Consider the following 20,649-nt stretch of genomic DNA (forward strand, 5'->3'; position numbering starts at 1 on the left):
AAAAAGAGAAAGCGGTCAGCAGCCCAGGGCTCTGACCGCTTTCTCATGGACCGGAGGGCGCCGGCCGGCGGATCCGTCAAGAGCTTGTTTCCGGAGCCTGCTCCTGCCGACGGTCGTAGCGGGCATTGAACTTGAAGATCGGATCGAGGATCCGGAACACGAGCTTGCTCTCCTTGGTCAGCAGCGGTCCGAGAATCGCCAGGATGAGCACGTACAGCGCGGCGAACGGCTGGATGATCGCGGCGAGGCCGCCGGCCAAGGCCAGATTGGCCATGATGATCGAGAACTCGCCGCGGGCGACGATCGTCAGGCCGATCTTGGCCGAGGCGTACGGCGGGATGCCCGCGCTGCGTCCGGCGAGCATGCCGGCGGCGAAGTTGCCGACCAGCGTGATCGCGACAGCGCCGAGCGCCATCCATACGGCTCCGCCAAGGGCGGTCGGATCGATCGTCAGGCCGAAGCTGAAGAAGAACATCGCGCCGAAGAAGTCGCGGAACGGCAGGATGAGCTTCTCGATGCGATGGGCGTGCTGCGTCTCGGCCAGGACAAGCCCGACGAGCAGCGCGCCGATCGCCTCGGCGACGTGGATCGTTTCGGCGAAGCCCGCGATCAGGAACAGGGAGCCGAACACGATGAGCAGGAACAGCTCGTTGGAGCGGATATCGAGCCAGCGATTGAGCTGCGGGACGAGCTTGCGGCCGACGATGAGCACGCCGAGCATGAACACGAGCGCGATCAGCGCCGACAGCAGCACGCCGCCGAGGCTGGAGGACGAGCTGAGCACGAGGCCGGATACGATCGAGATGTACAGGGCCAGGAAGACGTCCTCGAACATGATGATGCCGAGGATCATCTCGGTCTCCTGGTTGGCGGTGCGCTTCAGGTCGACGAGCACCTTGGCCACGATCGCGCTGGAGGAGATCGTCGTGATGCCGGCGATGATGAGCACCTCGGACAGCGGCAGGCCGGTCAGGAAGCCGTACACCAGGCCTAGGGTGAAGTTGATCCCGATGTAGATGCTTCCTCCGGCCACGATGGACTTGCCGGACTTGATGAGCCGGCCGACGGAGAATTCAAGGCCGAGGTACAGCAGCAGGAACAGGACGCCGATCCGGCCGAAGAAATGGATGAGCTCGGCGCTCTCGATGAAACGGAAGTCGAAGTATCCGATCTTGAAGGCATGCGGTCCGACGAGCATGCCGACGATGATGTAGAAGGGGATGACGGAGAACTTGAGCTTGGCGGACAAGATGCCGGCCAGAGCGACGAGGGCGACGGCGAGGCCGATCTCCATGACGAGTTGATCCATCGTCACTCACATCCGTTCTTCAGGATGTCGCGGAACGCCTTTTGCTGGCTGCGTTCGCCGGCTACGATCAGCAATGCCTCCTCGGTAAGGACCAGATCGGGTCCCGGGTTGATGTGCTTCGTGGCGCCGCCTCGTTCGACGACGGCCAGCACGCTGGCGCCGGAGCGGTTGCGGACGCCAAGCTGCCCGATCGTATGGCCTACGCTCTTGTACGCCGGCTCGACCCGGTACCACTCGATGATGAGGTCGTCCAGCACCATCTCGATGTTCTCCAGCGCGCGCGGCTTGTACTGCATGCCGCCGACGATGGAGGCGAGCATGCGCGCCTCGTCGTCGTCGAGCGAGAAGACCGGCTTGAAGTCGTTGTCCCGATCCGCCTCCATATAGCACTCGCGGCGGCCGTCGTCATGCACGACGACGATCAGCACGTCTCCCCCGCGCGACTTGATTTGGAATTTCTTGCCGATTCCCGGCAGATACGTCTCTCTGATGTCCATACATCTACCTCCTGTAGTGGGTTCTCTCCTCTAGTGCGTTAGCTTGCCGAAAAAAGCCGGATCCTATCGCATTCCGCTTGAAAAAGCAGAAAGCGTCCGCGCCGCGCGGCTTTAGCCGGGCGGGCGGGGATCAAGCCTTTGCGTCAGGCGGCATAAGAGGCGCTGCGTACAGGATCGAGCAGGCGGCGGACGAGGCGTCTGGCGATGGAAGGCGCGGTGCGCGCCCGGCGGGACCAGGGGGGAGCGGCGAAAAGAGCGGACAAAAGCAGGATCGCGGCCGCTGCGGGAGGCAGCGCGAGAGCCGATGGAGCCGGCGGCGCGTCAGGACGCTGGAGCGCGCTCGCATGCTCCCGTTCGGCAGCGAACGAGCGGGCTGTCACCGGCACGCCGGTATCGAACGAGCGGGACATGACGCTTGTCGCGGCCGTCTCGGCGACGGCCGCTTCCGGCAGCAGGACCGGAGGGGTAGGGGTGGAGCAGATCAGGATGAGGACGACCAGCAGCAGCGTAAACCAGCGTGCGGACGAGCCCGGACGCATCATCATGACCTTTCCCCCCTTTTTGTTCGTTAATTACCCTTATTATACGGAATAAAAGCGATTTGGTGGCAAAAAACAGCCCTGGTCCTTGAAAATCAAGGTCAGGGCCGGGGATGGAGGGGCTTAGAAGCTGCTGTCGTCGATGCTGTCCAACCAGCTGCCGATCTCGCCGATGACGCTCGTCACCGAGCCGTCCTCGAACGGAGAAAGCAGCCCTGCGCTGGCGGCCAGCGCGGTAAAGGACTTGCTGCCGCCGAGCCGGCAGAGCGCGAGATAGTCCTGCCAGGCGGAGTCGAAGTTTTCCCTCGAGCGCTTCCAGAACTGGAAGGCGCACAGCTGGGCCAGCGTATAGTCGATGTAGTAGAACGGCGCTTGGTAGATGTGGCTCTGGCGCTGCCAGCGGCCGCCGCCTTCGAGGTAGGCGTTGCCGTCGAAGCTGCGATGAGGCGTGTAGATGCGCTCGATTTCCCGCCACTTGGCCTTGCGCTCGGCCGGCGTCGCTTCGGGATGCTCGTAGACGAAGTGCTGGAACTCGTCCACGCTCACGCCATAGGGAATGAAGCTGAGCGAGGAGGCGAGATGGTCGAAGCGGTATTTGTCGGTATCTTCCTTGAAGAAGAGCTCCATCCACGGCCAGGCGAGGAACTCCATGCTCATGGAGTGGATCTCCGCGGCCTCCATCGTCGGCCACAGGTACTCCGGAACTTCGAAGCCGCGGCTCATGTACACCTGGAACGCGTGGCCCGCCTCGTGCGTCAGCACGTCGATGTCGCCGGAGGTGCCGTTGAAGTTGGCGAAGATGAACGGAGATTCGTAATCGTAGATGTACGTGCAGTAGCCGCCGCCTTCCTTGCCCTTCTTGCTCAGCAGGTCGAGCAGCTCGCGATCGGACATGAACGTGAAGAACTCGTCGAGCTCGGGGCTCATCTCGCGGTACATGCGGCGGCCCTGCTCCAGAATCCAGTCGGGATCGCCCTTGGGCGTCGCGTTGCCGCTCTTGAAGCTGAAGCTCTCGTCGTAATAATGGAGCTTGTCCACGCCGATGCGGACCTGCTGCCGCTCGGCCAGGCGTGTGGCGACCGGCACGATGTGCTCGCGCACCTGGCGGCGGAAGTTCGCGACCATCGAGGCGTCGTAGTCGGTGCGGCCGAGCCGGTCGTAGCCGAGCTGCACGTAGTTCTCGTAGCCCAGCTTGCGGGCGATGCGGGTGCGCACCTGGACCAGCTCGTCGTAGATGCGGTCGAGCTCGGCCTCATGGCCGGCGAGGAAGCCGAAGGCGGCCTCGCTGGCGTCTTTGCGGGTGGCGCGATCCGTCGATTGGGTGTAAGGGGTCAGCTGCGACAGCGTGCGCTCCTCGCCGTCGAACGGAATCTTGGCCGAGGCGATCAGCTGGCTGTACTCGGTGCGCAGCTTGTTCTCGAGCTGGAGGTCCTCGATGATCTCCGGCTTGAACGTCTTCAGCGCGAGCTCGGCCGAGCGCAGCAGCTGCGTGCCGTAGCGCTCCTCCAGTCCGGCGCGGAACTTGGACTCCGTCAAGGCGCGGTAGTAGTCGGTGACATGCTCCTGCAGGATCGGCGACGTCTCGTCGGAGTAGTCCTGCTCGGCTTTGTAGAAGGCATCCTCGGTGTCGATGGAGTGGCGGATGTACACGAGCTGGAACATCGTATCGATCTCGTTGCGCAGCTTGTTCACGGCGGAGATCGCCTCCAGCTGTTCCTCGAGGCTGCCGGCGGCGCGCATGGCGCCGATCTTTTCCTTGAAGGCGCCGGCAACCGCATCGCGGTCCGGCCTTTCGTAGCGGTATTCGCTGAATTTCAACACGAGAGACACCTCTTTCGAATTCAAATGGAAATCCATCTCAATTATAGCGAACGGGCGGTGCCAGGTGGAGGGGAAATTCGCTGAAGGTAATTTTGCCCGGAAGGGGTCGCCGTCCGGAGCGCGCATGCGGCATGCCGGTAGACGCGCAATCGGGCGGCGGATGCGCTAGAATAGGGAGGATGGCTGCTTAGGGAAAGGATGGCTTGCGATATGACGGGTACGAAGAGAACCGGGGAGGGCATCGGTCCGGAAAGCCGGGGACCGGCAGAGAGGCAGGAGCGGGCGGCGCGCGTCGCCGTCGCCGGCAGCCTCAACATGGATCTGGTCCTGCGCATGGACCGGATGCCCAAGGCCGGAGAGACGATCAGCGGCAGCGCGCTGCATACGCTGCCGGGTGGCAAGGGAGCGAACCAGGCGGCCGGCTGCGCTCGGCTCGGAGCGGAGACGGAGATGATCGGCCGCGTGGGGGCAGATGGATTCGGCGAGCAGCTGCTGGAGCAGATGCGGCGGATGGGCGTCGGAACCGCGGGCATCGGCGTCCATCCGGATGCGCCGACCGGCATCGCCTCGATCTATCACACGCCGGAGGACAACTGCATCGTCATCGTCGCCGGCGCCAACGGGGAATGCGGCGAGGCGTGGGTGGAGAGCCGGCGCGAGTCGATCGAGCGCGCCGAGGTGCTGCTCGCCCAGCTGGAGATTCCGCTGGACGGCGTGCGCGCCGCCTTGCGCATCGCCCGCGAGAAGGGCGTCCAGACGGTGCTCAATCCTGCGCCGGCGCGGGAGCTCCCGCAGGAGCTGCTGGAGCTGGCCGACTACATCACGCCGAACGAAACCGAGTTCGCCGCGCTGTCGGGGGCTTCTGCCGAGTCGGAGGACGAGCTCGCCGAGGCGATCGCCGCCTGGCAGGCCGGCATCGGCTGCCGCGTCATCGTGACGCGCGGCGCCGCCGGCTGCTCGTTCGTCGGCGAGGACGGACGGCTGGTGACGGTCCCGGCGCCGCGCGTCGAGGTCGTCGATACGACCGGAGCCGGCGATACGCTGAACGCGGCGCTCTGCGTCAAGCTGGCGGAGCTGGCCGCGCAGGGGCGGGCCGCCGGCGACGCCGAGCTGCTGGAGGCGCTGCGTTTCGCCGTGCAGGCGGCCTCGCTTGCAGTGACGCGCTTCGGCGCGCAGGACGGCTTGCCCTCCCGCGAGGAAGTCGAGGCGGCGCTCGGATCGCGGCGGACATAAGCCGTCGCGAATAGGAAAAAGGCGCTTCGAGTTCCAGGCGAAAGCCTGGGCTCGAAGCGCCTTTTTGGCGCGTCGACGCGTTCGGAAGCCGCGCTGGCGGACGGCTCGACGCGGCGTCAAGGAGCGCTTGCGCTCAAGCATCGCGCGGCGGCGGCGGTGATGAGCCGCTGACGGGAAGCACTGCCGTGCCCGCCGCGAGCGGCTCGCGGAAGCCGAGCGGGGACATGCTCCGTTCAGCTCCGCGCTTGTTTGCGCGGCGGTCCTTTGAGCGACGTGTCGCGGGACGGGTAGCGGGTGCACCACAGCGCCCACCAGACGAGCAGCGGCTGGGCGGCGACGCGCAGCCAAAGCGCGGTCTTGGAGGCGCTGTCGCTGCCCGGCGCCGGGATGCCCCGAGCTGCGGCATAGATGTTGGCGACGACGATCACGACCAAGTAGAGCGCGGCGAACAGGCCGGTCCAGCCGCGCGTCGCCGGAATCAGGACGAGCACGGCGATGGCCAGCTCGAGGACGGCGGTGGCGTACACGATCGGCAGCCGCAGCGGCACCCAGTCCGGGAGCATCGCCGCGAAGCCGTCCGGTTCGCGGAAGTGGTACAGGCAGGCCGCGACCATCAGCCCGGCGAACAGGATGAGGCCGATCAGCCGCGGCCAGGTCGTCTGGAAGTAGCGCAGGTCGGAAGCGGATGTCATCTCGATTCGGGTCCTCCTCTCAAGGGAACGGATCGCGTCAGATCCGGTAGCGGGCGAACGGCTCGCCGTAGCGGAACGGGCGGCTGATGCGCTCCAGCTCGTCCTGGATGGACGGCTCCGGCGCAAGCTCCAGGCTCCGCAGGTTGGCCGTCAGCTGGCGCACGCTCGTCGCGCCGGCGATGACGCTGGAGACGGCAGGCTTGTCCATCAGCCAGCGGATCGACAGCGCGGCCGGCTCGCAGCCCGCCTCCTCGGCAAGCTCGGCGACATCCTGGCCGAGGCCGATGGCGTCGCCTTTGAGGAAGCGGCCGAACGAGCCGTCCTTGTCGAGCCGCGATCCGGGAGGAGCGTCCGCGCCTGCGGCGTACTTGCCCGTAAGGATGCCCCCTGCGAGCGGAAAGTAAGGGATGAGTCCGACGCCCTGATCGAGGCAGAGCGGCACGAGCTCGAGCTCCGGCGTCCGGTCGGCGAGCGAGTAGCTCGTCTGGATGGAGACGTAGCGCTCCAGCTGCAGCCGATCGCTGATGCCGAGAGCTTTCATCAGCTCCCAAGCCTGATAGTTGGACGCGCCGATGTAGCGGACCTTGCCGGAGCGGACCATGTCCTCGAGCGTGCGCAGCGTCTCCTCCAGCGGCGTCTCGGGGTCGAACGTGTGGATCTGGTACAGATCGACGTAATCGGTGCCGAGCCGGCGCAGGCTGCCCTCGAGCTCGGCCATCAGATGCGCCCGCGACGCCCCGCGCCTGCCCGGCCCGTCGCCGCGCGGCAGGCCCGCCTTGGTCGTGAGCACCGCGTCGGAGCGGCGTCCCGCGAGCGCCTTGCCGATGATCGACTCGCTGAGCGTGCCCGCATAGATGTTGGCCGTATCGAGAAAGGTGATGCCGGCATCGAGCGCGGCGTGGACGATGCGGATGCTTTCGGCCTCGTCGGTCCGCTTGCCGAAAGCGTTCGTGCCGAGGCCGAGCGCGGAGACGGTCAATCCGCTCGCGCCGAGCTTGCGGTACGTCATGGTCATGGGAAAGGTCCTCCTCCTGAAAGTCGAGCCGATGGATGAATTCCGCGCCTCCTATGCATACTAGCGCTAGGAAACGACTGGAAGGGTGAAGCAAGCGATGTATTCCCGATTGAAGAAAAAGCTGCAGGAGCTGCTCCGGAACCGGGCTCCGGGAGGATTGCTGGCCTGTCGGCTGGCCGCGATGACGGCCTTTCTGGCCGTGGCGGCCGGCGCGCTGGCGATGCCTTCCGCTGCGCAGGCGGCTCCTTTTCGGCTGGAGCAGGATGTCGTGCCGAACGAGAGCCAGGCCAGCGCGCCGGAGCTTGTCCGCCGCGCGGACGGCATCGCCATAGGAAGCTTCGGCGAGAGCGACCGGATGGTGCAGACCGGCAAAAGCGCTCCGCAAGGGAAGCTGGTCAATTTCGTGCAGACGTTCACGGTCAAGCGCTGGATCAAGGGCGGGAGCGGCAGCGCGCTCACGGTCGTCACGACCGGAATCGAGCCGCTGCCGCCTCCGTCGCAGCTCGAGGCCAACGAACGCTATCCCGGCGCTTGGGCGACGGGGCCGGACTATCTGCTGTTCCTGCACAAGCTGGAGGGCACGGACAGCTACGTTCCGCTCGGCCTGCTGCAGGGCGTCTATCCGATCCAGGGCGGACGGACCGTCAGCCTGGAGGACAAAGGCTTTCCGCAGCTGAACGGCATCGCCGAAGCCGGCGTGCCGCAGGCGGTGGAGCGGCTGGCCGGCACCTGAAGGCGGTCGGACCGTTTCACCGATTATAGCATATCCTCGGGCCTGAGGGCTGCCGGACGGCAGCTGCTCAGGCCTTTGGCTTTGGATGGGGCGCGGGCCGACGCAGCTGCGCCAGCCGCGCCGACAAGGCGCCTTGGCTCGGGGAATGCGGCAGCGGAACGCCGGCCCCCGAGGCTGCGGGCAGCAGCAGCGAGACGCCTGCTCCCGGAGCGCCGTGCGACGCGCCGAGCGCGGCGTCCGCTTCGCAGCCCGGCGGTCCCGCGAGCAGCAGCAGCCGCTGGCCCGGACGGAGCCGCAGCAGGCCAAGCAGCTCGGGCAAGCCGGGCCAGCCGCGCCGGACCAGCAGCAGTGTGCCGGGAAGCGTGCAGCTCATCGCGGCATCGGCGACCGCAGCCGGCACGGGGACGGCGGCAGGGCGGTCCGATGGCGGAGCATGCAGGGAACCGTCCGCAGCCGGTGAGCCGGAGCCGGGGGAGACCGGGCCGGCGGGCCGGCATGCTGCAGCCGGGCGGTTCGAGGTGTCCGTCGACCCGACAGCTGGGCTGTCTGGAGCGTCCGTCGACCTAACTCCGGCAGCCGGCGCCGGGGGTGCGACAGCCGGCTCCTCGGCTTTTTCGAAGGCAGCCAGCGGCAGGAGCTCCCGCGCCAGCCAGCGCGCCGAGAGCGCGGTCAGAAACAGCCGGATGTCGCTCTGCACCGGCTCGAGCGCGGCCTCCTCCGGACGCTCGAGCGCAGCGGGGTCGATGTCGATCCGCGCTCCGGCCGAGGCCGGGGCCGGTTCGCCGCTGCCGAGCACGAGCGCATAGTCGGCCCGCCCCCGCAACTCGCGAATCGGCAGCGCGCTGGCGATCGCGCCGTCCCCGGTCAGGGCGCTCCAGCCGCCGGGGGTCGGCGCGGCGGGGATGCCGGTCAGGGCGAGGAACTGGCCCAGCTCCGCCGCCGCTCCGGCATGAAGCACGCCGCCGCCGACGACGATCAGAGGCCGCCGAGCGCCGGAGAGCCCGTCCGCGATCCGGTCCAGCTGCTCGTCTCGGATCGGCGGCTCGGAGACGAGCCGGTCCATATAGTCCCCGCTGTCCTCGTAGGCCGGCATGGAGGCGGGAAGGCGAAGCGAGCGTCCGCATGCAAAAGACGGTGCCAGCCGCACGAGCGCAGGCCCTTTCCTGCCGTGCCGCGCGGCGAGGAAATAAGCTTTCTCCAGCGGGCTCCGGCAGTTGTCGTGCTGCTGCAGCAGCGCGGTCGACTTGAAGCCGGAGCCGGCTCTCGAAGGCCTGCCGGCGCAGCCGGGCAGCAGCAGCAGCAGCGGCACGCTCGAGGCCGACAGCGCCCGGATCGTCGCCGCTTCGGCGCGGGACAGCTCTGCGCTTGTCCCGATCGCAGCCGCCGGCGAGCCGGAGGCGAGAGCGTAGCCCTCCGCCGCGCTCAGCGCGGCCGCCAGGCTGGCGCAGCCGCGCACGGACAAGCCGGCTCGCCGGGCAGCCTCGGCCAGCTCGCGCACGAAGGCAGAGTCCGACACGCGGTCGCAGTAGATTTGACGCAGCCCTTTTTCCGCCCATATGGTCATGACGACGTCCGATCCGTTCATGTGCCGAAATTCCACTCCTTCCGCTCTATCTCTTACCATATGAAAGGCTGCGGCAATTGGAATGGGACAACAGGCGGGGAGAGCGCGGAAAAGTGATTCGGCAAGCCGGGGGCATGGCGCGCAGAAACGTGGGGATAGGTGCCGGTGATGGGCGGCATATGTGGGTGAGGCTTGACGAAGCGGGCAGGCAACGCTAGGGAGGCCTATGCGGATGCGAGGGTAGCCTATGGGGATGCGAGGCATGGGTGATGCGAATGCGTGCGTGGCGCGAAGCGTGCCTGGGCGGCTGGGAACAGGACTTGTTCGCGAGGAGGGTGAAGCGCAATTGGGAGTGGCTGGAAGAGATCGTACGCGGCTAGGAACCGGAGGTTTATGCGAGGAGGGGGTGAAGTGAAGGTGAGAGCGGCGCGAATCGTGCGTGCATGGCGTGATTGCAAGTTAGAAAGGTAAAAGGCCGATGCCGGAACAGGCTCGGCATCGGCTATCGGGCTGCGCTGGGATTTTGATGCCGACATTCTTCAGGCAAACGGAGCGGCGGAAGCCGCACCATTTTGTCGCGCGAACCCGTAGGAGGGGGAGCCGGCTCACCGCGCCAACCAAGGCACAGATGTGCCTTGGATTCGCCTCAATCGCGGAATCCACGCCAACCAAGGCATAGATGTGCCTTGGATTCACCCCAATCGCGGAATTCGCGCCATCCAAGGCCCAAATGTGCCTTGAATTCGCCTCAATCGCGGAATCCGCGCCATCCAAGGCCCAGATGTGCCTTGGATTGGCCTCAATCGCGGAATCCGCGTCAACCAAGGCCCAAATGTGCCTTGGATTCGCGAAGCTACCAGGTGCGCGGACCGATCAGATCGGCGAAGGTCGTCGTTTTCGGATACGACTTGGAGAGGCCGACCCCGCTGCGGAACTGGTCGCGGACGGCGGTCAGCTCCGGCTTGGCGTAGAAGAACAGCATCTTCTCGTCGCGGCGGTCGGCCGGCTTGGCCGGCTTGTCGTACAGCAGGAACGCAGCCCAGGCGTCGGCGATGTCCTCCTGCGCCTGATAGGCGCTCGCGTCGCGGAAGAACAGCTTGGTGTAGAGCGTCGTCATCGGCTTGCCGGCGCGCGCCGCGGAGGCGACCTCGGTCGGCCAGAACTTGCCGTAGTAGGCGGTCAGGAGCGAGTCCTTGCGGGCATAGAGCCACTGGCTGCTGCCGGAAGCCGGACCGGCGAAGGCGCCGCCGAGCAGGCCGCCCGTGCCGGCCAGAGCGGACGAGGCGCCGCCGAAATGATCCAGCTGCGAGCCGCCGGGCCCTTGCTGCGTGACGAGCTTGCCGAGCTCGCGGGCCAGCGCCCAGCGCGTCTTCTGCAGCGCTCCCGGCGTCAGGTCCGACGGATCGAGCACGAGCCGCACGCTTCCTTTGGCGAGCGTCTCCACCCGGGACATGCCGCCGCGATGGACATCCAGGCGCAGCTCCTTGACGAGAGCGAGATACGCCTTCGGATAAGCGGCCCGAACCTGCTTCCACAGCTGCTCTGCGGCCGCCCGCTGGGAGAGCGTGACGGCGTAGCCGCTCTCTTTCTTCAAGCTCAGCTCGCCTTCCGTCGAGACCGAGTACAAGCCTGCAGGGATGGAGGAGCCGTACAGCTCGCTGCTCTTGATGCCGATCCGGCTGCGCGCGTCGGCAGGAAGCGCGTCGACCTCGTCGACGATTTCTTCCTGCGCGGCAAGCATCTCCAGGTACAGCCCCTGCTCGTAGTGCCGGAAGGCCAGCTCCGCCTTTTCCTCCAGCCGGTTGAAGAGGGAGGCGTCCAGCACCGGCTTGGCCTTGTCCAGGAAGCGGGATACGGAGGCGAAATAGGCGGTCTCCCGCATCGCATCGCGCGTCTGATCCGGTCCGGCCAGTCCGTTGCTGGAGCCGGAGCCCGATCCGGAGCTCGTCCCTGCGCCCGAGCTTGTCCCCGATCCGGAGCCCGTCCCCGAGCCCCCGCTTCCCGCAACAGGATGGCTTTCCGTCATCCGGCGCGCGCCGGCATACCGCTCCTGCCAGTAGGCCGAAGCGAGCGAGGAGCGCTTGACGCCGTCGACCGTGGCGGAGACGAATTCCTTGTTGCCGATGTAGATGCCGGCGAATGCGATCGAATCCCCGCTGCGGAAGAAGACGGCGTCTCCGGGCAGCAGCAGGCTTTGCCCGCCGACTGCGGCGCCGCTGCCGTATTGGGCGGCGATCGTGCGCGGGAGCTGGACTTCGGCGGCGGAGAAGCGATAGATGTACTGCAGGAATCCGGAAGCGTCGAAGCCGGCGGGCGAGGCGCCGCCGTACTGGTACGAGGCGCCGACGTAGTCGAGCGCGTAATCGGCGATCGCTCCGCCGAGCGCTGGAGGCGTTCCTCGTTCGGACAGGGGGGCATCGGCTTCGGCGGACAAAGGCGAGGGCGTGCCAGCGCCTGCCATGCCGGCTAGAACTCGCGCGGCGGCGGCATCGGCATAGAGGCTGTCGGATGAGGAGGGGAGGCTGGCTCCCGCGGGGGCTGCGGCTCCAGCTCCTGCTGCTGTGAACAAGGCAAGGGCGGTGCCGGTCTGGATCAAACGTCGCATGAATTCACTCCTGGTCTCGTCTTGGTGTAAGGGGGCCGAAAGGGCCGGAACAACGTGTATTATAACAGGATGTCGAATATCGTTAATCGGACTTGCGTCACTTGAATTTCGCGATTCCGATTTTCTTCTATCCCCAACGAAAGTCCCTCTCCGCTCCTTCTATCCCGATAAATCGGTACCGAGAGGCAGGCGCGGACAAAGGGCCGGCCGCCTCCGGCTGGGTCTTACGGCCCTCATCCTCCAAAGGCATCTGCGCCTGCAGGCGCACGCGACGGCACGGCGCGGCCGCGCCCCCTTGCGCGCTCCGGACCCTCTGGCGCACGGAATAATCGTTCCTGCACGCGCCGTTTGGGGTATAATGGGGGCATACATAGGCCTGTCCCGCGCCGCCCGATCGCACGGAGCCGTGAACGGACAGGCGGACAGACGCCGAACAGGAGGGAAGCTGCCGCATGGAGCAGGTACCGGTCATTTCGTTCCGGAGAGTAACCAAGCAGTACGAGGACGGAGTTCCCGTCCTGAACGACGTGTCCTTCGACATCGAGAGGGGCAAGTTCTACACCTTGCTCGGCCCGTCGGGCTGCGGCAAGACGACGATCCTCCGCCTCATCGCGGGCTTCATGGAGCCGACGAGCGGCGAGATCCGGATGGACGGCAAGCTCATCAACGACCTGCCCGCCAACAAGCGGCAGGTCAATACGGTCTTTCAGGACTACGCGCTGTTCCCCCATCTGAACGTGTTCGACAACGTCGCCTTCGGCCTGCGCATCCGCAAGCTCAAAAAGGACGAGATCGAGCGCAAGGTGGAGGAGGCGCTGCGCTTCGTCAACCTGGAGGGCTACGGCAAGCGGGAAATCCGCGAGATGTCCGGCGGCCAGCGCCAGCGCGTGGCGATCGCCCGCGCGATCGTCAACGAGCCGAAGCTGCTGCTGCTCGACGAGCCGCTGTCGGCGCTCGACCTCAAGCTGCGCACGGAGATGCAGTACGAGCTGCGCGAGCTGCAGCGCCGGCTCGGCATCACGTTCATCTTCGTCACGCATGACCAGGAGGAGGCGCTGGCGATGTCGGACGAGATTTTCGTGCTCAACAAAGGCATCATCGAGCAGAGCGGCACGCCGACCGACATCTACGACGAGCCGATCAACCGCTTCGTCGCGGACTTCATCGGCGAGTCGAACATCGTGCCGGGACGCATGCTCGACGACTACCGCGTCGAGTTCGCCGGCAAGGAGTTCGAATGCGTCGACCGCGGGCTGCGGCGCGGCGAGCCGGTCGAGATCGTCATCCGTCCGGAGGATCTGGAGATGACGGCGGCAGGAGCGGGCAAGCTGGCCGCGACCGTCGATACGCAGCTGTTCCGCGGCGTGCACTACGAGATCATCTGCATGGACGACTCCGGCAACGAGTGGATGGTCCACTCGACCCGCAAGGCGGTCGTCGGCGAGGCGATCGGGCTGGATTTCGACCCGGAGGCGATCCACGTCATGCGCTTCGGCGAGTCGGAAGAAGACTTCGACCGCCGCCTGGAAGGCTACGAGGACGCCGAGCCGGACGCGCCGCAGCAGGCGCTCGGCGCTAACGCCGGTGGCGCCGTGGGCGCGCAGCCGGGGCCTGCCGCCGGACAGGCGCAGGCCCGCATCGCCGGAGCGGTGCCGGCCGCCAATTCTCCGGCAGCAGCCGGGCCGGACGCCGAAGGTCCGGTCGGCGAGGGCGAGGCGAGCCGCGCCGAGGACGCCGCGCTGCGGCGCGGGGAGGCCGCGGAGGAGCGCCGCGAGCCGGGAGAAGGGCCGCCGATCGTCGAGACCGGCCGCCCGGGAGGAAACAGCTAGTGTCCGCCCGCAGCCGCAACTTTTTCCTCGTGCCGTACGCGCTGTGGATCGCGCTGTTCGTCGCGGCGCCGATCGCGCTCATCGCGTACCGCTCGCTGTTCGACGTGGAGGGCGCGCTGACGCTCGACAATTATGCGCGCTTCTTCACCCCGGTGTACCTGCGGATGACGCTCAGCTCGTTCTGGTACTCGCTGCTGATTACGCTGTTCTCGCTGCTCATCGCCTACCCGGCGGCTTGGGCGCTGACGCGCGCCAAGCACAAGCAGCTGTGGCTGCTGCTCATCATCCTGCCGACGTGGATCAACCTGCTGCTCAAGGTGTACGCGTTCCTCGGCATCTTCGGCACGTACGGCTCGGTCAACAAGCTGCTCGAGTTCATCGGTATCGGCACGCAGCAGATCCTGTTCACCGACTTCAGCTTCGTGTTCGTGTCGGTGTACATCTTCATCCCGTTCATGATCCTGCCGATCTTCAACGCGCTCGAGGAGCTCAATCCGTCGCTCGTATTCGCCGCGCGCGATCTCGGCGCCTCGGCGTGGACGACGTTCGCCAAGGTCGTCTTCCCGCTGACGATCGACGGCGTCAAGGCCGGCTGCCAGGCCGTCTTCATCCCGGCGCTGTCGCTGTTCATGATTACGCGCCTCGTCGCCGGCAACCGCGTCATCACGCTCGGCACGGCGATCGAGCAGCATTTCCTCGTCACCCAGGACTGGGGCATGGGCTCGACGATCGCGGTGTTCCTCATCCTCGTCATGGTCGCGATCATGTTCGCCGCCGGACAGCGCAAGGGGGTGACCCGATGAGCGAGAGCAAGCGCTGGCGCTGGTCCAACCTGTATCTGATCGCGGTGTTCGCGATCATGTACGCGCCGATCTTCTATCTGATGGCCTACTCGTTCAACAGCGGCGGCACGATGCACGGCTACGACGGCTTCACGCTCGACTGGTACCGCGAGGTGTTCGCCGATACGCGGCTGCTCATCATCGTGCTGAACACGCTCGTCATCGCGCTGCTGTCCGGCCTGCTGTCGACCGTGCTCGGCGTGCTCGGCGCGCTGGCGATCCACGAGGCGCGCCGCCGCCGGACCAAGAACACCTTGCTGAGCTTCAACAACGTGCTGATCGTCAGCCCCGACGTCATCATCGGCGCGTCGTTCCTGATCCTGTTCACGATGATCGGCATCCGCCTCGGCTTCGTGTCGGTGCTGCTCGCGCACATCGCCTTCAGCGTCCCGATCGTCGTGCTGATGGTGCTGCCCAAGCTGCAGGAGATGAGCCCGACGCTCATCGACGCGGCGCGCGATCTCGGCGCGAGCCGCTGGCAGGTGCTGACCGGCGTCGTGCTGCCGTTCATCAAGCCCGGCATCTTCGCCGGCTTTTTCATGGCGCTGACGTACTCGCTGGACGACTTCGCCGTCACGTTCTTCGTGACGGGCAACGGCTTCTCCACCCTGTCGGTCGAAATCTACTCGCGGGCGCGGCAGGGCATCTCGCTGTCGATCAACGCCTTGTCGACGCTCATCTTCCTGTTCACGATGCTGCTGGTGGCCGGGTACTACTTCATCACGCGGCGCAGCGGTCCCGGCACGCAGCCGGCCGCCGGACGCGGAGGAGCGGCGCGCGGGGCCGCCAAGGAGGAGACGCCATGAAAAGCCTGATCCGCTCGTTCGCGGCCATCCTCATCGCCGCGCTCGGCTGCCTGTACCTGGCGTCCTGGCTCAATTCCAGCCAGGGCTACTCGGGCTCCAATACGCTGACCATCTACAACTGGGGCGACTATATCGATCCCGAGCTGCTGGAGGAATTCCAGGAGGAGACGGGCATCACGGTCATCTACCAGACGTTCGACTCGAACGAGGCGATGATGACCAAGATCCAGCAGGGCGGCACGACGTACGACGTGGCGATGCCGTCGGAGTACGCGATCGACAAGATGAAGCAGGAGGACCTGCTGCTGCCGATCGACCATGCCAAGCTGCCGAACCTGAAGCATATCGACGAGCGCTTCCTCGACCTGCGCTTCGATCCGGGCAACGAGTACTCCGTCCCGTACTTCTGGGGCACGGTCGGCATCGTCTACAACCCGGAGCTCGCGCCGGAGGGGCTCGCGTTCGACAGCTGGGACGACCTGTGGGACCCGCGCCTCGGCAACGGCCTCATGCTCGTCGACGGCGCGCGCGAGGTGATCGGCTTCGGCCTGAACAGCCTCGGCTATTCGCTCAATGATACGAACGAGGCCCATCTGCAGGAAGCGCTGGCCAAGCTGCAGGCGCTCACGCCCAACGTCAAGGCGATCGTCGGCGACGAGATCAAGATGCTGCTGGCGAACGAGGAAGCGACCGCCGGCGTCGTCTGGTCCGGCGACGCCGCCGAGATCATGGACGAGAACGACAAGCTCGACTATGTGATTCCGAAGGAAGGCTCCAACGTCTGGTTCGACAACATGGTCATCCCGCGCACGGCCCGCAACCTGGACGGGGCGTACAAGTTCATGGACTTCATGCTCGAGCCGGAGCATGCGGCGCGCAACGCGGAGTACGTCGGCTACTCCACGCCGAACAAGGACGCGGTGCCGCTGCTGCCGGAGGAGGTCCGCTCCGACGAGCGCTTCTACCCGCCGCCGCAGCTGACGAGCCGGCTCGAGGTGTATGACAACCTCGGCAAGCGCATGCTGTCGCATTACAACGAGCTGTTCCTCGAGTTCAAGATGCATCGCAAGTGAACCGCCCAAAGCCGCCGTTTCCCCTGTCCGGGAGCGGCATGGAAAAAGGGGCTGTCCGCAAGGCCGAGTCGATTCGGCTTCGCGGGACAGCCCCTTTTTGGCATGGGAGCGGATGACGGCGCAGAGGTGGCGGCGCGGAGAGCGGCTCAGCTCCGCCGCGCTCGTCGGCTGCGATTTACGAGAAGCTGACGGAGTAGCTGTTCGTCGTGAACGTAGCGTTCGGCGCGGACGTGATCTCGTAGCCGAACTGCACGCTGTTCACGATCTCGCTGCCCATCCACCCCTTGGACTTGCACCAGTTCAGGATGGCGAGCACGTCGACCGTGCCGGAGCTCGTGTTGCTCGTGCGGACGAAGGAGAACACGTCGTTGGAGCCGTTGCTGCCCTTGTACACGTTCCATGTATGGCCGCCGACGCTCACGTTCGTGAAGTTCGCGACCGGGTTGCCGCTGGAGTCCCACGAGCCGGCGATCGGACCGACGGCGCCTTGCTTGTTCATCCACAGCATGATCTCATGCGCGTTGTTGCCGGTCCAGATGTCGTAGGCGGCGACGAAGCTCGAGCCGCTCGAGGGCACGGTGACGTTGAAGGAGCTCTTGAGGCTGCTCAGCGCCGACAGCTGCGTGTTGATCGGACGCGTGCTGTTCGGGTACGACTTGATGCCGCCCGTGTTCGGATGGTTGGCGGTCACGCCCCATTTGCTGTACGAGTCGGCCCAGATCGTCTGCGTGCCTGCCCCGCTGCCCCAGATGTTGTTGTAGACGGTATACCCGCCGTTCGACCAGTTGCCCCATTGGTCCGAGCTCGTCCAGACGGCGGCGAAGGCGGTGGCGGACAGCAGCAGCGAGCCGATCAGCAGGCTGAGGAAGGCGGTCAGGCGCGTTCTTTTTTTCATTACGTTCATCTCCTTGGCTAAATGGGATTCGAGCGGGCTTGCAAGGCCGAGTGCGGCGGGCTTCGGTCCTCCTTTCCATCGGGAACGGCGCATGCCGCCTCCTGATTGGAAGCGCTATCATAACGCCGCATCTGCATTTTAGCATAGCGGCAAACGCAGGAAATACCCGCAAAAATAGACGGAAAATCCCATCTCTATTAGAGGTGGAGCCGACTGAAAGCATGACGAAAAGCGGGGGCGAAAGACGTCCTCCGCACCCGCCCTTTGTCCGACAGCTTGTGTCCCATTTCGATTCCGTTTCCGTGGCCGGTCCCGCCGCCGTTCAGTCCGGCCGCGGCTCCTTGGGCACATGCTCGTAGATGCCGCCTGACTCCAGCAGATCGATGACCCGGTCCAGCCACAGGTAATAGGCGATCGCCTGGCCGATCTTGTCCAGATCGCCGTCCACGGCCGTCCGCAGCGGCTCCGACGTGTCCTCGGATGCTTCATCGAGGAGCTTGACGAGCTCGCTCCGCGAGCGCCTCAGCGCCGTCAGGTTCATCTCCACGGCTTTCCGCCATTTCAGCACGAAAAAGTCCGCGAACGTCTGGTGCCAGTCCCGCTCGACCTCGTACAGGTCCTTGCGAGAGCCCTTTTCCCATACCTTGTTGACCATATTCAAATCGACCAGCGTACGGATGCCCGTGCTCATGCTGGTCTTGCTCATCTCCATCGCCTGGCCCATCTCGTCGAGATTCATCGGCTTGTCCTGGAAAAACATGAGGCCGTACAGCAGCCCGGTCGATTGCGTGATCCCGTACAGATCCATGTTCTTGCCGATGGATTCGATCACCCGCTTGCGGGCTTTTTGGATCGCCTGCTCCTGACCTGGCTCCAGTCGGGCAAATTCGTCGTTCATCGGGTCCGCTCCTTCGTCGCCGTCTCGGCTGACAAAGTAATTGTAAGAGACATATTGCGCAATGTAAAGCGGTGAAAGGAAGAGGAATAATTAGCAAGCGGGAGCATTCAAGAGATCAATTATATTCAGAAAAAACCGTACATACAAAATATACGGAATTAACGGTTGACGGTTCCGAGTCGGATTCGCTAGACTTGTTCGAGTGAACGCCCGGCCGATGGGGCCGCGGCGCGAGGAGGTGCAGGCATTTGCCCATCATTGAAGTCAAGGACCTGACCAAGGTGTTCGGCGAGGATCCGAAACGGGTCTCCGCCCTATTGAGCCAGGGATGGTCGAAGGACCGCATTTTCAACGAGACGAAGCATACGGTAGGGGTCAATCAGGTGTCCTTTTCGGTAGAGCCCGGCGAAATCTTCGTCATCATGGGGCTGTCCGGGAGCGGCAAGTCGACGCTCGTCCGGCTGCTCAACCGGCTGATCGAGCCCACGTCGGGGACGATCGGAATCGACGGCCAGGAGATCACGCGTCTCGGCGCCGAGCAGCTGAGGACCGTGCGGCAGAAAAAGATCAGCATGGTGTTCCAGAAGTTCGCGCTGTTCCCGCACCGCACGCTGCTGGAGAACGTGGAGTACGGCCTGGAGGTGCAGAAGGTGGCCAAGCGCGACCGCGAGCCGAAAGCCCGCGAAGCGCTGAAGCTGGTCGGGCTGGACGCCCGGGCGGACAGCTATCCCGACGAGCTGAGCGGCGGCATGCAGCAGCGGGTCGGGCTGGCCCGCGCGCTGGCCAACGATCCCGACATCCTGCTCATGGACGAGGCGTTCAGCGCGCTCGATCCGCTGATCCGCAAGGACATGCAGGACGAGCTGCTCGATCTGCAGGAGACGATGAAGAAGACGATCGTCTTCATCACGCATGATCTCGACGAGGCGCTGCGCATCGGCGACCGGATCGCCCTCATGAAGGACGGCGCGATCGTGCAGATCGGCACGCCGGAGGAGATCATGGTGAATCCGGCGAGCGAGTACGTCGAGCGCTTCGTCGAGGATGTCGATCTGTCCAAGGTGCTGACGGCGGCGCATGTGATGCGCCGGCCGGAGACGATCGGCATCGACCGCGGCGCGCGGGTCGCGCTGCAGCTCATGCGGGAGAGCGGCATCTCCAACCTGTTCGTCACCGACCGCAGCCGCCGGCTGATCGGCGTGCTGACGGCGGAGGACGCCTCGGAGGCGGCGCGCCGCGGCCTGCCGCTGGAGGACATCGTCATCCGCGACGCGCCGACGGTCGCTCCCGACGTGCTGCTGAACGAGCTGTTCGAGCTCGTCGGCCGCAGCAAGGTGCCGGTCGCCGTCGTGAACGAGGCCGGCCGCATCGTCGGCGTCATCGTGCGCGGAGCGGTGCTCGGCGCGCTGGCCGGACATGTGCCGGGACGGGAGGTGGATGGACGTGCTTCCGAAACTACCGCTGGATAAATGGGTCGATGCGGCGGTCGACTGGATCGAGAGCAGCCTCGGCTTCCTGCTCGATCCGATCGCGGCCGGCATCGAGGGCGCGGTCGAGGGCATCTCCTACGTGCTGCATGTGCTGCCCGCGCTGGCGATGATCGTGCTGCTGGCCTTGATCGCGTGGCGGTTCATGCGCTGGAAGATGGCGCTGTTCACGCTCGTCGGCCTGTTCCTGATCGACAATCTCGGCTATTGGGACCATACGATGGATACGCTGGCGCTCGTGCTGACGTCGGCGATCGTGAGCATCGCCATCGGCGTCCCGATCGGCATCGCCTGCGCGCGCAGCCTCAGGACGCAGCAGATCGTGACGCCGATCCTCGACTTCATGCAGACGATGCCGGCGTTCGTCTACCTGATCCCGGCGGTGACGTTCTTCAACCTGGGCGTCGTGCCCGGCGTCATCGCCTCGGTCATCTTCGCCGTGCCGCCGACGATCCGGCTGACGAACCTCGGCATCCGGCAGGTGCCCGCCGATCTCGTGGAGGCGGCCGACTCGTTCGGCTCGACGCCGGCGCAGAAGCTGGTCAAGGTGCAGCTGCCGCTGGCCGTGCCGTCCATCATGGCCGGCATCAACCAGACGATCATGCTGGCGCTGTCGATGGTCGTCATCGCGTCGCTGATCGGCGCGCAGGGCATCGGAGCGGACGTCTACCGGGCGGTCAGCCAGATCAAGACCGGCAAAGGCTTCGAGGCGGGCCTCGCGATCGTCATCCTGGCGATCTTCCTCGATCGCCTGACGCAGCACTTGGTCAAAGGAAAACGACAAGCAGACAGGAGAGGGTAATTCTTGAAC

General features: G+C 65.6%; 17 protein-coding genes and 1 pseudogene. 8 read left to right on the forward strand and 10 right to left on the reverse strand.

Annotated features, from left to right (window positions below):
- Positions 1-76: 76 nt before the first annotated feature.
- From HGI30_RS04385 to HGI30_RS04400, 4 genes are all read right to left on the reverse strand, one after another.
- Positions 77-1,309: a cation:proton antiporter gene (locus tag HGI30_RS04385; RefSeq protein WP_168909722.1), complete on the reverse strand. Its 1,233-nt coding sequence runs from the start codon at positions 1,307-1,309 to the stop codon at positions 77-79.
- 2 nt (positions 1,310-1,311) lie between these two features.
- On the reverse strand, positions 1,312-1,806 hold the full coding sequence (locus HGI30_RS04390; protein ID WP_168906530.1) for a cation:proton antiporter regulatory subunit: 495 nt from the start codon (positions 1,804-1,806) through the stop codon (positions 1,312-1,314).
- Positions 1,807-1,949: 143 nt separating this feature from the next.
- On the reverse strand, positions 1,950-2,351 hold the full coding sequence (locus tag HGI30_RS04395) for a hypothetical protein (protein WP_168906531.1): 402 nt from the start codon (positions 2,349-2,351) through the stop codon (positions 1,950-1,952).
- A 117-nt stretch (positions 2,352-2,468) separates the two neighbouring features.
- On the reverse strand, positions 2,469-4,166 hold the full coding sequence (locus tag HGI30_RS04400; RefSeq protein WP_407945009.1) for a M3 family oligoendopeptidase: 1,698 nt from the start codon (positions 4,164-4,166) through the stop codon (positions 2,469-2,471).
- A gap of 210 nt (positions 4,167-4,376) precedes the next feature.
- On the opposite strand from HGI30_RS04400, the gene rbsK reads away from it, so the two are divergent.
- A complete protein-coding gene (gene rbsK / locus HGI30_RS04405; protein ID WP_168906532.1) occupies positions 4,377-5,399 on the forward strand; it encodes a ribokinase in 1,023 nt (340 codons plus the stop codon).
- A 233-nt stretch (positions 5,400-5,632) separates the two neighbouring features.
- Here the strand turns inward: rbsK and HGI30_RS04410 are convergent, their stop codons facing one another.
- The gene (locus HGI30_RS04410; protein ID WP_235680323.1) at positions 5,633-6,091 is read right to left on the reverse strand and encodes a DoxX family protein; all 459 of its coding nucleotides are present in this window, start codon (positions 6,089-6,091) and stop codon (positions 5,633-5,635) included.
- A 37-nt stretch (positions 6,092-6,128) separates the two neighbouring features.
- Positions 6,129-7,100 carry an aldo/keto reductase gene (locus tag HGI30_RS04415; RefSeq protein ID WP_168909725.1) on the reverse strand — a complete coding sequence of 324 codons (972 nt, stop codon included), beginning with the start codon at positions 7,098-7,100 and terminating at the stop codon, positions 6,129-6,131.
- Positions 7,101-7,191: 91 nt separating this feature from the next.
- Between HGI30_RS04415 and HGI30_RS04420 the strand changes: the two genes are divergently transcribed.
- On the forward strand, positions 7,192-7,839 hold the full coding sequence (locus HGI30_RS04420) for a hypothetical protein (RefSeq protein WP_168906533.1): 648 nt from the start codon (positions 7,192-7,194) through the stop codon (positions 7,837-7,839).
- A 67-nt stretch (positions 7,840-7,906) separates the two neighbouring features.
- Here the strand turns inward: HGI30_RS04420 and HGI30_RS04425 are convergent, their stop codons facing one another.
- Complete coding sequence (locus HGI30_RS04425) at positions 7,907-9,424, reverse strand: hypothetical protein (RefSeq protein WP_168906534.1); 1,518 nt, start codon at positions 9,422-9,424, stop codon at positions 7,907-7,909.
- Between the two features lie 832 nt (positions 9,425-10,256).
- The gene (locus HGI30_RS04430; protein ID WP_168906535.1) at positions 10,257-12,008 is read right to left on the reverse strand and encodes a C40 family peptidase; all 1,752 of its coding nucleotides are present in this window, start codon (positions 12,006-12,008) and stop codon (positions 10,257-10,259) included.
- A gap of 452 nt (positions 12,009-12,460) precedes the next feature.
- Between HGI30_RS04430 and HGI30_RS04435 the strand changes: the two are divergent.
- From HGI30_RS04435 to HGI30_RS04450, 4 genes and pseudogenes are all read left to right on the forward strand, one after another.
- Positions 12,461-13,555 (forward strand): annotated as a pseudogene (locus tag HGI30_RS04435) (ABC transporter ATP-binding protein); the annotation flags it as partial.
- A gap of 281 nt (positions 13,556-13,836) precedes the next feature.
- Entirely contained in the window at positions 13,837-14,640 is an 804-nt protein-coding gene (locus HGI30_RS04440; RefSeq protein ID WP_168906536.1) for an ABC transporter permease, read from the forward strand.
- Positions 14,637-15,485 (forward strand): ABC transporter permease, encoded by an 849-nt coding sequence (locus tag HGI30_RS04445; RefSeq protein ID WP_168906537.1) that lies wholly within the window; start codon positions 14,637-14,639, stop codon positions 15,483-15,485. Before HGI30_RS04440 ends, HGI30_RS04445 begins: the two co-directional genes overlap by 4 nt.
- Entirely contained in the window at positions 15,482-16,558 is a 1,077-nt protein-coding gene (locus HGI30_RS04450; RefSeq protein ID WP_168906538.1) for an ABC transporter substrate-binding protein, read from the forward strand. The genes HGI30_RS04445 and HGI30_RS04450 overlap by 4 nt, the downstream gene beginning before the upstream one ends.
- Positions 16,559-16,733: 175 nt before the next feature.
- Here the strand turns inward: HGI30_RS04450 and HGI30_RS04455 are convergent, their stop codons facing one another.
- Both HGI30_RS04455 and HGI30_RS04460 read right to left on the reverse strand, forming a co-directional pair.
- Positions 16,734-17,453, reverse strand: coding sequence for a GH12 family glycosyl hydrolase domain-containing protein (locus HGI30_RS04455; RefSeq protein WP_168906539.1), 720 nt, complete (start codon positions 17,451-17,453; stop codon positions 16,734-16,736).
- A gap of 322 nt (positions 17,454-17,775) precedes the next feature.
- On the reverse strand, positions 17,776-18,351 hold the full coding sequence (locus HGI30_RS04460) for a GbsR/MarR family transcriptional regulator (RefSeq protein ID WP_168906540.1): 576 nt from the start codon (positions 18,349-18,351) through the stop codon (positions 17,776-17,778).
- Positions 18,352-18,599: 248 nt separating this feature from the next.
- Between HGI30_RS04460 and HGI30_RS04465 the strand changes: the two genes are divergently transcribed.
- Both HGI30_RS04465 and HGI30_RS04470 read left to right on the forward strand, forming a co-directional pair.
- Entirely contained in the window at positions 18,600-19,820 is a 1,221-nt protein-coding gene (locus tag HGI30_RS04465; RefSeq protein ID WP_168906541.1) for a quaternary amine ABC transporter ATP-binding protein, read from the forward strand.
- A complete protein-coding gene (locus HGI30_RS04470; RefSeq protein ID WP_168906542.1) occupies positions 19,789-20,640 on the forward strand; it encodes an ABC transporter permease in 852 nt (283 codons plus the stop codon). Before HGI30_RS04465 ends, HGI30_RS04470 begins: the two co-directional genes overlap by 32 nt.
- Positions 20,641-20,649 lie beyond the last annotated feature (9 nt).

Source organism: Paenibacillus albicereus (genome assembly GCF_012676905.1).
GTDB classification, from domain to species: Bacteria; Bacillota; Bacilli; order Paenibacillales; family Paenibacillaceae; genus Paenibacillus_O; species Paenibacillus_O albicereus.

Coding starts and splice junctions, on each gene's coding strand:
- HGI30_RS04385 (WP_168909722.1), bottom strand. CDS start 1,309: ATGGATCAACTCGTCATGGAGATCGGCCTCGCCGTCGCCCTCGTCGCT.
- HGI30_RS04390 (WP_168906530.1), bottom strand. CDS start 1,806: ATGGACATCAGAGAGACGTATCTGCCGGGAATCGGCAAGAAATTCCAA.
- HGI30_RS04395 (WP_168906531.1), bottom strand. CDS start 2,351: ATGATGATGCGTCCGGGCTCGTCCGCACGCTGGTTTACGCTGCTGCTG.
- rbsK (WP_168906532.1), top strand. CDS start 4,377: ATGACGGGTACGAAGAGAACCGGGGAGGGCATCGGTCCGGAAAGCCGG.
- HGI30_RS04410 (WP_235680323.1), bottom strand. CDS start 6,091: ATGACATCCGCTTCCGACCTGCGCTACTTCCAGACGACCTGGCCGCGG.
- HGI30_RS04415 (WP_168909725.1), bottom strand. CDS start 7,100: ATGACGTACCGCAAGCTCGGCGCGAGCGGATTGACCGTCTCCGCGCTC.
- HGI30_RS04425 (WP_168906534.1), bottom strand. CDS start 9,424: ATGAACGGATCGGACGTCGTCATGACCATATGGGCGGAAAAAGGGCTG.
- HGI30_RS04430 (WP_168906535.1), bottom strand. CDS start 12,008: ATGCGACGTTTGATCCAGACCGGCACCGCCCTTGCCTTGTTCACAGCA.
- HGI30_RS04445 (WP_168906537.1), top strand. CDS start 14,637: ATGAGCGAGAGCAAGCGCTGGCGCTGGTCCAACCTGTATCTGATCGCG.
- HGI30_RS04450 (WP_168906538.1), top strand. CDS start 15,482: ATGAAAAGCCTGATCCGCTCGTTCGCGGCCATCCTCATCGCCGCGCTC.
- HGI30_RS04455 (WP_168906539.1), bottom strand. CDS start 17,453: ATGAAAAAAAGAACGCGCCTGACCGCCTTCCTCAGCCTGCTGATCGGC.
- HGI30_RS04460 (WP_168906540.1), bottom strand. CDS start 18,351: ATGAACGACGAATTTGCCCGACTGGAGCCAGGTCAGGAGCAGGCGATC.
- HGI30_RS04470 (WP_168906542.1), top strand. CDS start 19,789: ATGGACGTGCTTCCGAAACTACCGCTGGATAAATGGGTCGATGCGGCG.